Annotated in this window: 12 protein-coding genes and 1 pseudogene; 9 read left to right on the top strand and 4 right to left on the bottom strand. The window is 44.4% G+C overall.

What is annotated here, in order from left to right; translation table 11 throughout:
• Positions 1-90 precede the first annotated feature (90 nt).
• From ACSLUR_RS09805 to ACSLUR_RS09795, 3 genes are all read left to right on the top strand, one after another.
• The gene (locus tag ACSLUR_RS09805; protein ID WP_448554048.1) at positions 91-1,512 is read left to right on the top strand and encodes a sigma-54-dependent transcriptional regulator; all 1,422 of its coding nucleotides are present in this window, start codon (positions 91-93) and stop codon (positions 1,510-1,512) included.
• On the top strand, positions 1,505-2,815 hold the full coding sequence (locus ACSLUR_RS09800; RefSeq protein WP_448554046.1) for a sensor histidine kinase: 1,311 nt from the start codon (positions 1,505-1,507) through the stop codon (positions 2,813-2,815). Before ACSLUR_RS09805 ends, ACSLUR_RS09800 begins: the two co-directional genes overlap by 8 nt.
• 181 nt (positions 2,816-2,996) lie before the next feature.
• Positions 2,997-4,013, top strand: coding sequence for a cytochrome-c peroxidase (locus ACSLUR_RS09795; RefSeq protein WP_448554044.1), 1,017 nt, complete (start codon positions 2,997-2,999; stop codon positions 4,011-4,013).
• A 20-nt stretch (positions 4,014-4,033) separates the two neighbouring features.
• Here ACSLUR_RS09795 and ACSLUR_RS09790 read toward each other — a convergent pair whose 3' ends face one another.
• The gene (locus ACSLUR_RS09790; RefSeq protein WP_448554042.1) at positions 4,034-6,010 is read right to left on the bottom strand and encodes a winged helix-turn-helix domain-containing protein; all 1,977 of its coding nucleotides are present in this window, start codon (positions 6,008-6,010) and stop codon (positions 4,034-4,036) included.
• Between the two features lie 190 nt (positions 6,011-6,200).
• Here ACSLUR_RS09790 and ACSLUR_RS09785 point away from each other — a divergent pair, with 190 nt between their 5' ends.
• Positions 6,201-6,383 (top strand): hypothetical protein, encoded by a 183-nt coding sequence (locus ACSLUR_RS09785; protein WP_116002119.1) that lies wholly within the window; start codon positions 6,201-6,203, stop codon positions 6,381-6,383.
• A gap of 913 nt (positions 6,384-7,296) precedes the next feature.
• Here ACSLUR_RS09785 and yihA read toward each other — a convergent pair.
• Entirely contained in the window at positions 7,297-7,944 is a 648-nt protein-coding gene (yihA, locus tag ACSLUR_RS09780) for a ribosome biogenesis GTP-binding protein YihA/YsxC (protein WP_448554039.1), read from the bottom strand.
• A gap of 393 nt (positions 7,945-8,337) precedes the next feature.
• Between yihA and ACSLUR_RS09775 the strand changes: the two are divergent.
• The 5 genes and pseudogenes from ACSLUR_RS09775 to ACSLUR_RS09755 all read left to right on the top strand — a co-directional run.
• A pseudogene (locus ACSLUR_RS09775) lies at positions 8,338-8,958 on the top strand (c-type cytochrome); the annotation flags it as partial.
• Positions 8,959-9,030: 72 nt separating this feature from the next.
• A complete protein-coding gene (locus tag ACSLUR_RS09770) occupies positions 9,031-9,570 on the top strand; it encodes a c-type cytochrome (protein ID WP_448554377.1) in 540 nt (179 codons plus the stop codon).
• 144 nt (positions 9,571-9,714) lie between these two features.
• Complete coding sequence (locus tag ACSLUR_RS09765; RefSeq protein ID WP_116002114.1) at positions 9,715-10,344, top strand: paraquat-inducible protein A; 630 nt, start codon at positions 9,715-9,717, stop codon at positions 10,342-10,344.
• Entirely contained in the window at positions 10,334-10,993 is a 660-nt protein-coding gene (locus ACSLUR_RS09760) for a paraquat-inducible protein A (RefSeq protein WP_448554036.1), read from the top strand. The genes ACSLUR_RS09765 and ACSLUR_RS09760 overlap by 11 nt, the downstream gene beginning before the upstream one ends.
• A 55-nt stretch (positions 10,994-11,048) precedes the next feature.
• Positions 11,049-14,105 (top strand): PqiB family protein, encoded by a 3,057-nt coding sequence (locus ACSLUR_RS09755; protein ID WP_448554034.1) that lies wholly within the window; start codon positions 11,049-11,051, stop codon positions 14,103-14,105.
• Positions 14,106-14,118: 13 nt separating this feature from the next.
• Here the strand turns inward: ACSLUR_RS09755 and thiE are convergent, their stop codons facing one another.
• Both thiE and ACSLUR_RS09745 read right to left on the bottom strand, forming a co-directional pair.
• Complete coding sequence (gene thiE, locus ACSLUR_RS09750) at positions 14,119-15,723, bottom strand: thiamine phosphate synthase (RefSeq protein WP_448554032.1); 1,605 nt, start codon at positions 15,721-15,723, stop codon at positions 14,119-14,121.
• Positions 15,724-15,775: 52 nt separating this feature from the next.
• A complete protein-coding gene (locus ACSLUR_RS09745; protein ID WP_448554030.1) occupies positions 15,776-16,570 on the bottom strand; it encodes a thiazole synthase in 795 nt (264 codons plus the stop codon).
• Positions 16,571-16,572: the final 2 nt, after the last annotated feature.

Below are 16,572 nucleotides of genomic sequence, written 5' to 3'. Positions count from 1 at the left end.
TAACAAATAGTTTCACAAACTATTTATCAATTTTGGATGCAGTATCGGCCTCGAACATAGCAGTTCGAGGCCGTTAATTTAAGGAGCATTATGTTAAGGAGCATTGTGCAAAAGAACAAAGGGCTGATCGTTGTTGTGGATGACGATGAAGATATTCGATTGGCCTTGTCTATGCTGCTAACCAATGAGGGTTATCAGGTGATGGAAGCAGATTCACCTGCCGAATTAGCGAGTATCACTGCCCGTGTTAAACCTAAATTAGTGCTACTAGATATGAATTTCAGTCGTGATACCACCAGTGGCAATGAAGGGTTGGAAGTACTGTCGCAGTTAGCGCAGCAACATATCACAACGGTGCTGATGACAGCTTGGGGTAATATCGAATTAGCGGTTAAAGGTATGCAATTAGGTGCCGCTGATTTTATTGAAAAGCCTTGGGATAACCAAAAACTGTTGGGCATTGTTGATAAGCAAATAGCTAAAATACCTATTGATAATGAGCCCTCCCAAAAGAAAGCTGCTAACCGAAAAAGTCATATTGATGCTGATAGCAAGAACATCAGCTGGATTGCGGAATCTGAAGCTATGCAACAGCTTGAAGCTGTGATCAGCCAAGTGGCTGACACGCAAGCCAGCGTTTTGATTTTAGGTGAAAATGGCACAGGAAAATCACTGCTTGCTCAGCGCATTCACCAACTATCTGGCCGACACTTAGCCCCTTTTGTCTCGGTGAATATGGGCGCAATCCCAGAAAATTTATTCGAAAGTGAACTATTTGGTCACAAAAAAGGTGCTTTTACAGATGCGCGTGAAAATCGCCAAGGGCGCTTTGAATTAGCGCAGCATGGTACCTTGTTTTTAGACGAAATTGGCACCCTGCCCGCTAGTGTGCAGCCCAAAATGTTGCGGGTACTAGAAAGCGGCGAATTTGAACCGGTTGGTGCCAGCCAAACCTTGCATGCGGATGTAAGAGTGATCAGCGCCACCAATGCCGATTTGGATCAGTTAGTGGAGACGGGTGCGTTTCGACGCGATCTTAAATTTCGCTTAAATACCTTTGTGCTCACACTACCACCGCTTAGAGATCGTAAAGAAGATATTGTGCCGCTGTGTGATAGCTTGATCGAAAAGTTTTCAGCCAAATACAACAAGCCAACGCTAACATTAAGCAAAGATGTTATAGCGATGCTGAACGCGTATTCATGGCCGGGTAATATTCGCGAATTGAGCCATGTGATAGAGCGAGCGGTGATTTTGTGTCGCGAGACAGAAATTTTAAGTGCACATATTATGCTGTCCGAGCCTCTGTCATCAGAGCATGCTAGCAATGAAGTTAATGATAGAGAACTTCGCCCGCTTGATGACATTGAATTTGAGATGATCCGAAAAGCGCTGAAAAAATATCAAGGCCATATCAGTAAAGCGGCTGCGGCACTGGGTATTTCCCGCAATGCGCTGTATCGCCGAATGGAAAAATACCAACTCGATAAAGAGGAATTTGACCTTGAGTAGCAGGTTTCGCTCAGTGGAATTCAAGATCAAATTCGCTCTGACCTGCTTTGTACTCGCTTTTCTTACCTTAGTCGTGCTGTTAACGTCTGCGTGGGGCTGGTCCATGCTTGCCACGGTAACCTCGTTGTTTTTATTGAGTTACCCCCTTTGTTGGTTGGCGTGGCGCACTTGGCAGTTTTGGTCGTCTTCGATTATGCGTTTAACTACTTACACGCAAAGTCTAGCGATGGGAGAGTCTGGTGTCTCACTTGCTCAGCGCGGTAAATCGGCACTGCTCGATGATTTGAGTGATGAGATCACGCAGTTTTATCAACAGTCCACAGAGAACAGAGGAGCAAACGCTTCACTGGACATGTTGTTTGGTCAGCTTTTTGAAGACTTGCCTATAGCCGTGGTGATATTCGAGCAAGACTACACGCTAAGCTATGCCAACCGAGCGGCATACGACATTGCTGAAATCAGCTTATTACAAGGCGTGAGTGCTAAAGCGTTAGGCTTTGTCGAGCAAAATAAGCAGCTAAATCATTCAGCGCTGGCGTCAAACTGGCGTTGTCAGTCCAGCCTGATTAACTTTCAGCAACAACCCATCCATTTGTTTACCGCGATTGATATTGCCAGCGAACTCAAACAAAGCGAGCAGGCGGTGCAGGCAAATTTAGTGCGCGTGCTGAGTCATGAGCTGAGAAATACGCTAACGCCGATGTCGTCAATGGCAGAAACCTTATTGTCGATGCAAGCCTTGGATACAGTGCAAACGCGAAAAGTGCTTGAGCGTGTTAAAACCCGCTCGGACGGCTTGCTGAACTTTGTCGAACGCTTTGCGGAAGTGGCAAAAATTCCAGAGCCCAATAAAGAGCGTTTTGAATTACCTGCCTTGGTTGAGCAAACCAAAGTGCTATTAACCGAAAAAGATTCACTGACGTTTACCGGTCAACATATCTGTTACGCCGACTCACAACTGATGGCGCAAGTGCTGATGAATTTGGTTAAAAATGCGGTTGAGTCAAAAGACACTAAGGCTGTAGCTATTAAGGTGAATTATTACCAGCAAGATAATCAGCAGTATTTGAGTGTGATAGATAATGGCACCGGCTTTTCTAATATCGATAATGCCATTACGCCACTATTTACGACTAAGGCCAATGGTGCAGGGATCGGCTTAGCCTTTGTTGAAACTGTGTTGAACAAACACGGCGGCATTGTCAGGCTTTCCAATATGGCTGATTCCGATGCGAAAGTTGGTAATCAAGAGCATGCGAATAAGGGAGCGAAAGTCGAACTGATTTGGCCACTACAAAGCTAATGCTCTTTGCATGAGTGAAAGGCGATAAGGCTATTACTAATAGCTTGAGGTTAGAGGCATGTTATTCTAGCGCCTTTAATAGTGGTTTAAACTTAGCCTTATTATTAGGCAAGTATTGTTAGGCAAGAATTATTTGCTGAAACATTATCAGTCGAAACGGCCATAACCAGTTAGGTAAGCGATGAGCAAGCTCCTTTTTTCTCTGTTCCTTCATTTCGTGTTCGTAACAAGCGTGGCAATTGCTGCAACTGAAAACGCAAATTTGTTAGACACTGCTCGCACTTATTTTTCCCCACTTCCAAAGCCACTTTTAGCGCAAACTCAAAATACTCAAGCACGTATCGCCTTAGGTAAAAAACTCTATTTCGAAACTGCCCTCTCTATTAACAATAGCCAGTCATGTAATACCTGCCATCGACTCGACAATCTACTCGGTAATGGCGGTGCTGGCGTTGATAATTTGAAAACATCAATCGGCGCACTGGGCAAGCTAGGTGCTCGCAATGCGCCGAGCACTTGGAATTCAAGCTTGCACTTTGCCCAATTTTGGGATGCGAGAGCTAAAACGCTTGTTGAGCAAGCGACCTTGCCGATATTCAACCCGTTAGAAATGGCGATGACTTCACCAGAGCAAGTTATTCTTAGGTTGGAAACTAAAGGTTATACCAAGCTTTTTGAGCAGGCGTTTCCGGCAAGCGCTGATACTACTAACCCGATCACGATGGAAAATTTAGCGATCGCGCTGGCCGACTTTCAGCGGACATTAATTTCCCAAGATCGCTTCGATCATTATTTAAAAGGTGACGAAGCTGCGCTAAACACGCAGGAAAAAGCAGGTTTAAAGCTATTTATCGAGAAAGGCTGTGTGGCTTGCCATAACGGCCCTGCGATGGGCGGACAACTGTTGATGAAAATGGGCATTGTGGAGCCTTACCCCAACAAAGTTGACCTTGGCCGAGCGCAAGTCACTGGTAATGCGGGAGATAAGTTCTTTTTTAAAGTGCCCTCCATGCGTAACGTGCTGAATACCGCTCCCTATTTCCATGACGGTGCTGCCACTACCATTGAACAAGCTATTATCGACACCGCTAAACATCAGCTGGGTATTCGTCTAACAGCGCAAGAAATTCAAGATATTAAAGCGTTTTTTTTCAGCCTAAATAATCAAGCGGCGTTCAGTTTCAATACTCGCCAGTAGTGTGCGTAATGAGTGGAATCCTAGCGGTTGGTTTCCGCCAACATTAATTGTGTATTGTTAGGCTTATAGGCTTGCCCTAAGCAATGGCTGAATTGGTAGTCTGTAATAAACTGACAAGTTGACTCGTTCAATTGAGTGAACTGGTTATTGGTCAAGTCAACCAGTGTTGGCATATCGTCTTGAGCCTTGAATAACAGCTGTTGACCGTCGACAAACCAATAACTGACGTCCTGACTCATCGCGGAGATTAAGTCATCATCTTTTTGTTCGTGGTATTGCCATAAGCCTGGTTGATAGTACTTGGTGTAGTACAAACGATCATTGCTTACCTTGACGTCGTGCGCACCAATCAAAAAACTATTCTTCAGTGTTTGATTTTCAAGGTTTAAGGCATCAATACGATAGTTGTCTGAATCGTCATGAGTGCTAAATAGCAAGTTGTCTTCAAAAAATAATGGTTTGGTACCTGCGAATTGCTGATAACCTTCACCACTTACTTTACCGCCAGCTAGCGTGTATAGGCTTATTGTTTTATCTGCCTCAATGGCAACTAGCCCCTTTTGTACACTGTAAGCAATGTGATCAATTTTCTGGGCTTTTGCAAACATTGATAACTGTTTCTTCGTTTGCGTTTTGATATCGACTAACCAAAGCTGCTCAATCCCTGTAACGTCTGAAACGTACAGTACGGTATTTTCGTCAATAAATTGGGCAAGTTTGTTGGATGCACGTGAATCAACAAGCAAGGTTGCTGTGCTTTTGGGTTCGTGGATAGGCGACATCAAAATATCAGTGCGATACATATTGCCTTGTATAAAAGCGACTGAGCCATTATTACCGACAAAATTGTAAAGCTTGCTAAAACCTGACATCTCGATGCTTTTCACATAGCGACTAGCATCGAATAAATGAGCGGTTACGCCACCACTTTCGTTGGCGTGGAACAAAGACTGACCATCCCAACTTACTGAATGTTTGGCTTTTGGTGTGTTGGTTTGCCAAATTGAGCGCCAGTTGTCTTGCGTATCTACTAAGTGAATATTGCTGGTACTCCAATCCGTGCTAGTTAGTACCGCAACTAAATTTGAGCCCGCTTTTGATTGAATGTTGTAAGCACCAACACCACTGCTATCAAAACCAGGAATTTTAGTGACTTTTCCTGTTCGTATATTCCCTTTGTAAAGAGATGCCGGTGCAATATCATGAGCCGCGTCAGTAAATAATATGGTGTCAGCACTTAATACAGAAAGCCCTTTGCCTGTGGTTAATTCATTGCAGGGAAACATGGCGATCGGATGCGCATCACTGTGCAACAAATCAAGCTTTTTAATCGCGCAACTATTATCCCCGTATGCTCGATAAATCAAAGTATCGTTATTGAGCCAGTCTGGGGATCTTAAATTAACACCAGCCTCTGATATCACCCTACTTTCTAGCGAATAGGTGTCCAATACTTTCAACTGCCAATTGGCCTGCTCGTTATCACGAGTTGCATAAACCACTTGCGTATGTGTGTCGTTTACCGACAAATCGACTTTTTCAAATTGATCATCGACAAGCTGTATCGCTTTATCAAGCACAGGTGACACTGAATCTTCGGTTTTTTCAAAAACAAAGGTGGCGGCATAATTGATGAGCAGCACAACAGCAATGAATAGTATCCCTATTATTGGCGTCTTAGCTGTCAATCTAGTCGGTTTAGTGTGCCTGTTTTCTAATTGTACCTTAGGTGTTTGGGCTGATAAGTGATCAACCTCAGCAATTAATGCATAACCTTTTTTGGGGTAATTCTTAATTTCAACATGGAAATCATCTAGTGTTCTTAGCTTCTTTCTTAACGTTGAAATAACTCTTGTCAGCGAATTTGGGCTAGTTGCGCTAGTCGGCCAAAGATCAAGCAAAGTATCTGTGGCAATAATTTCTTTGGGTTGCTTGGTTAATTCTTCCAGTACGAGTGACTCTAGTGGGTCTAATTTGACCTCTTGTTGGTCAAGCACTAAACAACCGCTTTTATAGAAAAACTGCAGTCTATTATTGATTGTGTAATAAACGCCCGAACTAACCATAAAGCCAGCAAACTGCCTAATTTATATGAAAAATATCATAACATTATAAGCTTTTTATAAAGTCTCGTAACAGTAGTTTCAATAACTTGAATCGGTGTTTCAACCAAGAGGAATGCCGAAAATGAAAACTTTAAAAACACTTACTGTAATCACTATCGCCGCCGTTACTTTCACCTTAGCAAGTAACACTGAATTCACCTCCAATAAAGCATCAACATTGGCAAAAGTCGATAACAAGCCAAGCGAACTCGAAAAATTTGGTCGTTGTCTAGATTTCCCGTTGTGCCGTGAACGCGTTCAATAAATTATTTAGGAGTTTTTTTATGACGTGCCAGTGTTGTGGCTTCGAATTAAGTAGTGGAACCGTAATACGCGTTGATGCCGAGTCAGGTCATACTTACAAATCATGCCCACATTGCTCTGCTACCCATGGTAGCGAGCATGTGTTTCACCAATATCCCTATGATTTTGGCATGCCCTCTGCAGATGTAACTTCTGCCAATCCCGATGGTTTTCAAGGTTGCTGCCGAAAATGCCGAACATTAGCGGCCGGCGAATCTTCAAGAAACGTAAAAAAAGGCCGAGTGTGTAGCTCGCTTCGATAGCCTTTCTCCAGTTTGAATTAATGCCTTATCCCAAATTTCCAGTCAAGTTATTAACTTAAGGTGGGTTATTGAAAGCCGAATTGATTGCTAAAAATATATAAAATTATGGTTCACGTTTTGAGCGTACGAGCCTAAAAATACAGCCGAATGAATATTTTTTAATTAATTTAGAGTAAGTACTTTACTTTTGTAGAGTACATGCTCTATACTTCCAATCGTTCCTTGTGAACGCCTGTTGTAATAATTTTGTATATTCTAGCTTTCCCCATAGCTAAATACCCGGCAATGCTTGCATTGCCGGTTTTTTTTGTCCAAATTTCAGTGAACTACCAATTAAATTAAAGGATTGGTTAACCTAGAGTACTATCTGCGCTTGGAGCGTCATGCGCTTGGAGGGTCAGCCAAATTGATACTGGTATGCTTGTTTCACATTGGATCTATCGATTCTTTATAGCGAATTGATTAGGCGAGTAAGCGTGAAAGAAGTCTTTGGAATTAGTATTGAGGGAGTGGGTGCTAAGCTCTAACTTTTTTAAGATAGAGCTTACAATGGATTTAAACAGCTAACTGTTCTCGCAGTTGTTTAGCCTAAATTGTCTAGTCTAAAGTGTCCTAGTCTATAGCGTCTTCGTTTGAACTTTCTTGCTCTAAATCTTCTTGAGCAAACCAGTCACTAATCACTTGCGTTGCTTGTGGCATACCTGATTTTTTAAGTGATGAGAACGCTTGTACTTTGATATTACCGTTCAGCTCAGACAGTGTTTTCTTCACTTTTAACACTTCTGCCGATGCTTTACCTTGCGATAGTTTGTCTGACTTAGTGAGTAGACATAACACAGGTAAGTCACTGTCTACGGCCCATTCAATCAAATTGTGATCTAGGTCTTTTAGCGGGTGGCGAATATCCATTAATACCACTAAACCTTTTAAGCAATCGCGTTTTTCTAAGTATTCACCAAGGGCTTTTTGCCATTTTTTCTTCATCTCCATTGGCACTTTGGCAAAGCCATAGCCAGGAAGGTCAATCAAACGCTTGTTTTCCGCAATTTCAAAAACGTTAATCAATTGAGTGCGCCCTGGTGTTTTACTCGTGCGAGCTAAGCTTTTTTGGCGAGTCAGTGTGTTAAGCGCACTAGATTTACCTGCGTTAGAGCGGCCAGCAAAGGCAACTTCGATACCTGTATCTTCAGGTAAACGGCGGATATCGGGGGCACTAATGGTAAATTTTGCGTTGTTTAAATTGATAACTTGCTCAGACACAGCAGACATTCCTCTTTTGAAGTGGCGCTATTATAGCGTTTTTTTCATTGTTGCTGACAATAAATAGCTTTGCGGTCGGTTTTTACCGGAAATTCATTGCAGCGCTATTTGCTATAAATCGTATTTATATTTAGTAAAAACATTGTGTTAAGCCTATTTAGAGTGATTTACTTAACGCTTAGTTTGCCTATGGCTTTGTGCAATTATGAGGATTAATTGAAGAAAACGGTTAAATAACCGGAATTTTTATAGGTTTTTATGCACTAGCCTGTTACACAAAAAGAATATTCGTGTAAAATGTCGCGACTAATCATATTGGGATTCAGTGTGCGTGTGGGCTAAGTTAAATATCACAAGCGCTGAGTATGAAGATCAACAAGCAGAGAGCATTCGATGAAAAAAGTTATCGTATCACTTCTATTGGGCTTGGGTGTGCTAGCGAATGCAAATGCGCAAGGCGACGCTGAAGCGGGGAAAGCGAAAGCCGCAACTTGTGCAGCATGTCATGGTGCTACTGGGCATAGCGCTGTAGATACCTACCCTAACCTAGCGGGTCAGCACGCTGATTACATTGTTAAGCAATTAAAAGCATTTAAAGACGGTTCAACCCGTAACGATCCTGTAATGGCGCCAATGGCAGCAGGTTTGTCTGAGCAAGATATGCAAGACCTAGGTGCTTACTTTGCGAGCCAGCCACTTACCGCAGCATCAGCTTCGGCATCAGCAGGCGATGCAGCAGCTCCAGCAGCCGTTGCGACAGCAGCTATTGTTGGTGATGCAGCAGCAGGTAAATACTTATACGAAAACGGCGACGAGTCTCGTGCTATCGGTGCTTGTGTTGGCTGTCACGGTAAAGACGGCGAGAGCAAGGTATTAATTTACCCAAATCTAGCGAAGCAACACCCTGAGTACATTGAAAAGCAATTAAACAGCTTCAAATCAGGCGACCGCGCTAACAACTACGCAATGGGTCAATTTGCAGGTCCTTTAACAGAGCAAGAAATTGCTGACTTAGGCGCTTACTTCAAAGACCCAGCGGCTGTTGCTAATGTGGCACCGAAGAAAACTAAAGCCGCTGTTGCTGTTATGGGTGACATTGAGCTTGGTAAAGCAAAATCAGCAACTTGTGTTGCCTGTCACGGTGCTGATGGCAACGCTCAAGTAGCAATCTACCCGAAAATTGCGGGTCAGCACGAAGGTTACTTGTTGAAGCAGTTACAAGAATTCAAATCTGGCGCACGTAACAACGGCATTATGGCTGGTATGGTTGCAGCACTTTCTGACGAAGATATGAAGAACTTAGCAGCTTACTTTGCAAGCCAAACAACGTCTAAAGTTGTGAAGCCGGAAACTGCAAACGAAGCGGGCCGCAAGTTATACTTCGGTGGTGACTCAGCACGTGGTATTACGGCTTGTGCGGCATGTCACAGCCCAAGTGGTGAAGGTATGCAGCACGCAAAATTCCCTGCACTACTTAACCAGCACGGTGATTACGTGAAAGCACAGTTAGAGCAATTCCGCTCTGGTGCACGTGGTAACGATGCTAACGCTATGATGCGTAACATCGCGATCAAGCTATCAGACGATGATATTGTTAACCTTACAGCGTTTATCCAATCGCTTTAAGCTATTGCTAAATTAGAGAAAGCAGCCAGTAGGCTGCTTTTTTTATGTCTACAATATGCAGGTGATTTTTGTCGTAGACAGGTTGGCTAGCGTTAGATATTGACTTAAACTTGCAGTTAAACGCTCCTCTTTCAGTAGGTTACCTTGGCAAAACCAGCTGCATCGCTTAACAATATTGTGGTTTGTCGTCGCTGTGATGCGGTGTTATCTAAACCTAAAATTGAACCGGGTCAAAAAGCCACCTGCCCTGGTTGCAGCGCCCTGCTGTACGAGCTAAAGAAAAACCCCATGGAGCGCACTATGGCGGTGTCGCTGGCGGGGCTATTACTTTTCTTTCCTGCAATTTTATTACCCATGATAGGGGTAAGTGCCGCAGGTACGCACAATGAAGCATCATTAATTGATTGCATCATCATTTTGCTTAACACCGACTACCACATCGTCGCGTTTATCGTGTTTTTGTTCACCATTGCCATTCCCATTGTTCACTTGTTGGCGGCGTTTTATATTGCTGTTGCAGTCCATTTCAATAAAATTAGCCAGTCGTTGCTGGTGTTTTTTCGCAGTTATCACGTGCTAGACAGCTGGACAATGCTGCATGTGTTCTTCCTTGGTGTTGTTGTTTCCATCTACAAGATTGTTGATCTTGCTGAGCTCACTGTTGGCGGCGGCTTAATGAGCTTTGTGTTATTGCTTATTTGCTCAACGCTGGTATCGGTGACCTTAGATCATCACTACGTTTGGGAGAAAATGGAGCAAGCGCTTGAAGACTAATGCGAAAGCGATGGGGTTGGGCTGCTGCCCTTGCTGCCATAAAGTGGTGAAAATGCAGGCTGAAACTCAGCAATGCCCACGCTGCCATCGCAGTTTCAGCGTACGCAAAATCAATAGTTTATCGCATACCTTTGCGTGGACAATTGCCGCACTAGTGATGCTGGTACCTGCCAATTTATACCCCATGATGATCTACTACACCCTTGGGCAACCAGAGGCATCTACCATTTTAGAAGGGATAGCAACCTTTATTCAGTTTGGTATGTATCCAGTGGCGATTGTGATTTTTATCGCCAGTTTTGTTGTGCCGCTGGCGAAAATTATTGGCTTGTTTATCCTGATGTATCACGCCAAGCGCGCGAGTAAGCTAACGGTTAAGCAGCAAGGGCAGTTGTACCACATAGTCGAATTCTTAGGCCCTTGGTCAATGTTAGATGTTTTTGTCGTCGCTATTATGGCGGCGGTGGTCAATTTGGGTTTTCTAAGTTCTATTGAAGCGGCAAAGGGGATCACCTATTTTGGTTTAATGGTGGTGTTTACCATGCTAGCCGCCGAGAGTTTTGACGCCCGATTGCTATGGGATGCACAAGACCAGAAGCCAAAAACTGATGATAACCAAAGTCAGCTCAACCAAGCAGAATCGCGTTAAGCTGTCTAGCGCCAACACAAATAATCACGAATAAAGCAGACAAAAGAGAAGCACGATGAGCACAGAATCACATCCAGAGCCAATTGTTGAAGCAAAATCAGGTATTTCTGCTATTTGGTTGGTGCCTATTGTTGCCTTGATTTTTGGCGCTTGGTTAGTGGTTAAAGCGGTTGGTGATCGCGGCGTATTTATCACTATTGAGTTTGACAACGCAACAGGGATTGTCGCGGGTAAGACTGAAATTCGCTACAAAGGCTTAACGGTTGGTGTTGTGCGCGATATTGAAACTTCTAGTGATCTGCAAAGTGTTATTGTTGAGGCGGAAGTGATCAGCGATGCGAAGGATACTCTGACCGATGAAACGCTGTTTTGGTATGTGACTGCCGATGTCTCTTTGAGCGGAGTAAAGGGGTTAGATACCCTACTTTCTGGTAGCTATATTAACGTTCGCCCTGATATTGACGCCAGTGGCAAGTCACAGCGCCATTTTATCGGCCTAAAAGAAGAGCCTGAGGTCGACGAATCGGCACCAGGTCTGCATATTGTGCTTTCTTCCGATACGCTTGGTTCGATTGTTAAAGACTCGCCGGTTACCTTCAAACAAATTATGGTTGGTCATGTGGCGAGTTATCGTTACGATGACAGACGCAATCAAGTTGATATCAACGTGTATATCAAACCTGAATTTGCTCACCTTGTTAAACAACATTCACGTTTTTGGAACGCCAGTGGCTTAACAGTATCTGGCTCATTAACCACAGGCGTGCATGTTGATACTGATTCACTGGCGTCGATAATCTCAGGCGGTATTGCTTTTGATACTCCCGATGTCGAAGGTGAAGCCCTTAACAGTAAAAATGGTACACGTTTTAAGTTACACCAACATTTTCAAGATGCCGAAATGGGCTACGCCATTAACTTACAGCTTGATTGGAATAGCCAGCTCGATGTCGGTGCCGCGATTGTCTATCAAGGCATTACGCTAGGGCGATTGGAAAGTTTTACCTATATCAATCCACAAACGCGTGAAATCACCGCGCTTGCCAAGGTTAACCCGCGCATTGCCGCGTACCTTAATTCCAGCACCGAATTCTACCTAATGGCACCTGAGTTAGACTTAGGCGGGGTTACTAACTTGCACAACGTTATTGCTGGTGCTCAAATTGGCATGCGCCCATCATTAGACGGCGACGTTACCGATACTTTCAGAGTTTACAGTCAAAAACCTGCTTATCGATACACAGAGCCCGGCTTGCACTTAGTGTTAACCACTAGTGATGTTAATTCGCTAAAAGTGGGCACCAGTGTTTTTTACAAACAGCAAGTGGTTGGTAATATTCAGGCAATTGAAAACACCGGACCAAGCGCTTTCAATGTACATATTCATATCCAACCGGAATACCAAAGCTATGTGAGCTCAGATAGTCGATTCTGGAACGCTAGCGGGTTAAGAATTGCTGGCAACATTCAGCAGTTAGATATTCAAAGTCAGTCAATGCAAGCCATCCTTGCAGGCGGTATCGCCTTTGATAAGGGCATAAGTAAGGATACGGATAAGGGCGTCGATGATGCTCAACAATCGCCAAGCAACGGTGATACTTTTGTTTTGCATGAAAACATTGATATCGCCAAGCAACGTGTTGCCATTGAACTGGCACTTGCCAGCGCGAAAGATGTGCGCAAAGGCACACGAATTATGTATCGCGGTGAGCAAATTGGCGCGGTGCATACAATTCGTTATGTTGATGACAGCGCCCGTTTAAACGTGGGTATTCTGCCTGAATTTCGTTGGCTTTTAAAAGACGGTACTCAGTTCTGGTTAGTAAAAACCAAGCTCTCGCTCTCTGGCCTAACCGATACTGAAGCCCTGTTTGGCGGCAATTATTTTAACGTTGATGCGGGCAATACAAGTGATACAAGCACTGAGCGCCGACAGTTTGTTGCCCTTGATAAAGCTCCGGCTAAACACGCATCAGCAGAAGGCTTACAGCTTACCGTTATTAGCGAAAACGGCAGTGAAGTTAGCCCAGGAAGCCCCATTAGTTATCGCGGTATTGTAGTTGGTCAGGTCGACAATATTGAGCTTGCCAGTGACGGTGAAAAAGTTGCAATTAATATCTCTATTGATGAGCAATACCGCCATTTAGTGCACGATTACACGCGTTTTTATCATGCCAGTGGCTTTACCATTACGGGCAACTTAACCGATTTTGTGGTTAAAACGGAGTCGGCAGATACAGTGCTAACTGGCGGTCTTAGCTTTTACAACCCAGACGGCGTGGTTAACCCGCAGCCTGCCCAAGAAACTGCGCAATATACCTTGTTTAATGATTTACGCCATGCGGAAAATGCGGGCGTCGCTATTCGTATCGCGTTTAACCACGTTGCAGGACTTAAGGCTAATTTGCCTATCCAATATCAGGGGCAAGAAATTGGTATGGTGGAGCGCGTTGTTTTTAATGAGAGCGCACACGGCGCAACGGCGTTTGCGTATTTAAATCATTCAGGTCGCAAGTTTGCAGCGGCTGGTACCAAGTTCTGGTTTGCTGAGCCGGAAGTGGGCTTAGTGGGCTCTAAAAATGTGGGGGCTTTGATCACTGGTGGCTTTATCAATACCTTACCTGCTGCCCACGTTAACGGTAAAGCAGCGCAGCAAACTGAATTTATCGCGGAAGATTATGCGCCAGCGGTTACACAACTGCCGTTTGGCTTAAATTTGCAGTTAACTGCCCAGCAACTTGGCTCAGTTCGAGTTGGCAACCCTGTTCTTTACCGTCAGGTGAAAGTAGGTGAAGTTATTGGTGTGGACTTAGCGCCTACCGCTGATCAAGTGCATATTTTTATTAATATTGAACAGCGTTTTGCCAAATTAGTATCGCCTGCCAGTCAGTTCTGGAATACCAGCGGCTTTAGCATGGATGCCGGATTATTCTCAGGCGTTTCAGTTGATGCTGAATCAATCGAAACCATCATTGCCGGTGGTATCGCATTTGCGACACCAGACTCTGCCACAGGGGAGACAGTAGTTAGCCAAGGGCACAGCTTTACCTTAAAGCAAAGCCCTGAGCCCAAATGGCGCAGTTGGGCTCCGAAAATTCAATTAGCGAATTAACTCTATAAAGCGACTACTGACAAATGGCTTTTAGCGCTTTAACAGCTTGGCGGTAATCATCTGCGCGGGTAATCGCGGTGACTACGGCAATGCTATCAACCCCAGTGTTGGCAACGACTTTCGCCCGCTCAAGGTTAATGCCGCCAATCGCAACAATAGGAATATTTTGCTTGAGCGCTAACAAGTGCTGCAAATTTTCGATGCCCTGTATTTGTCCTGTCATATCTTTGGTCACGGTTGGGAAAATTGCACCAATGGCTAAATAGCTGGGTTTTAATTGCCGAGCTAATAAAAGCTCATAGCAGCCATGGGTGCTGATCCCAAGCCGTAATCCTGCATTAGCAATAGCCTTTAAGTCGGCATCGGCGAGATCTTCTTGTCCTAAGTGCACGCCATAGGCACCGTGTTTTATCACCAGTTGCCAGTAATCATTGATAAACAACCGAGTAGCTGTGTTGCTCGTTAGCTTTACTGCTTGGGCAATTTGCCTGTCGATTTCATCAAGTGGTAAGTCTTTCAGCCTGAGTTGGATAATATTTAGCTCAAGCGGCAGCAGTTTCTTTAGCCAGTCGAGCGAGTCAATCACGGGATAAAGTCCTAGTTTTTCTTTGCCGGAACTATTGTTTAACCCTAGTGAAGGAAAGCCAGAGTTAGGTAAATTTGCACTGTTGTTAACTATGTAAGGAAAATATTTATCATCCGTGGGGAATGCGCTAACAGCAAAAGCGCCATAGTAGCCAGCTTTTCCTACATTCTGACTTAGCCCCTGATTAATAAATGCCTTAGTTAAGGTGAGTGCGTCACGTAATAAATAACCTTGCGCTAATAATACGGTGAGTGCCGATGCAAAGGCGCAACCTGAGCCATGGCTGTAACTCGTATTAATTCGTGCACTGGTAACTTTTAATGTGTGTAGCTGAGTTTTGCTAGCTGGGTCACAATTCGCAACTAGTGAATAAGCACTGTCTAAACAAGTATCAATATCGTTGCTGTGACCACCTTTTACCACAACCGTTTGAACACCTTGGTTAAGCAATTGCAAAGCAGCTTGATCAGTTGTTTTTTCTACACAAGCAAGCGCTTCAAGCTCAGGCAAGTTAGGCGTGATCACATCAAGGTATGGTAATAACTTTTGGATCGCTACGGGATCGAGTTGGCTGAACTTACCGCCAACACTGGCGCTGGCGACGGGATCGTAGACAGTGATCAGTGCGGGATCTTGCTGTTTGAGCCTTGCCAATAGCGTGATCAGCCAATTGACTTGGTAATCGTTTGCCAACAAACCTATTTTGATAGCACTTGGTGGTTTGTCATTGATAAGCAATTGGGCTTGCGCTTCAAGTACTTCCGTCGCGACTGGATTTACCGCTACTAATCGCTCTGAGTTTTGACTGGTATTGGCGGTGATCAGCGTACAAATTTCGACATTATCTAGGCCTTGGCCGAGACTAAGGCCAGGTGAAAGGCCAAGGGCAAGGCTATGCATGGTTTTAATATCCGCTGCGATACCCGCACCGCCAGAGCAGTCACTGCCGGAAATTGTCCAAACAATTGGTTTAGACTTTTGTGTATCAAGTGCTTTATCTGGTGCTGGATGGTGTGAACGCGGTGTGCTCATAAGAAACTCTTACTACTCTTTCGTCTTTACCTAGTTTGTAATGTTCTGCTGGTTAAGTTTGGTGCCAAAATGGGGTATCGAGTGTTGGCGTACTTGGCTTTGCCGTCTGGCGCTCAGGCATAATGCCGGCCTGCTGAGCCAACTGCCCTGCCTCCATCGCATAGGCAAAAGCTTTCGCCATAGCAACAGGATCACTTGCTAGCGCAACCGCACTATTAAGTAGTACGCCGTCATAACCTAGCTCTAGTGCTTGCACCGCATCTGAAGGTTTTCCAATACCGGCATCAACAATCAAAGTTGCTTGGGGTAAGCGGCTGCGAATCGTGGCGAGGTTGTAGGGATTCATCAAACCTTTACCTGTGCCAATCGGCGATGCCCATGGCATGATCACCTCGCAACCTAAGTCGTAAAGACGCTGACATAACACCAAGTCATCCGTGCAATACGGCAATATTTGAAAGCCATCATTAACTAATGCTTTAGTTGCCTTGAGCAACTCAATTGGGTCGGGTTGCAAGTTGTAGTCGTCACCTATCACTTCTAATTTAAGCCAGTGGGTTTGAAATAACTCACGCGACATGTGTGCTAGGGTGATGGCTTCATTGGCAGTTTTACAGCCTGCGGTATTGGGCAGTAGCTCAATTTGGTGGTCATTGGCAAGTTGCTGCAAATACTGCCAGATCATCTGCCCACCCTGCTCTGCTGGTGATTGGCGCTTAAGTGATAAAGTCATTACCTTAGCGCCGCTGGCGATTACCGCTTGTTGCATAATGGCTGGACTTGGGTAAAGTGCCGTACCAATCAGCAATCGGGTATCAAGCTCAGTGCCATAGATAGAGAGTGTCATCG

The sequence above is a fragment of the Thalassotalea montiporae genome, from assembly GCF_053485855.1.
The sequence above is the reverse complement of the archived record's forward strand: the minus strand, read 5'-3'. Positions and strand labels throughout refer to the sequence as shown.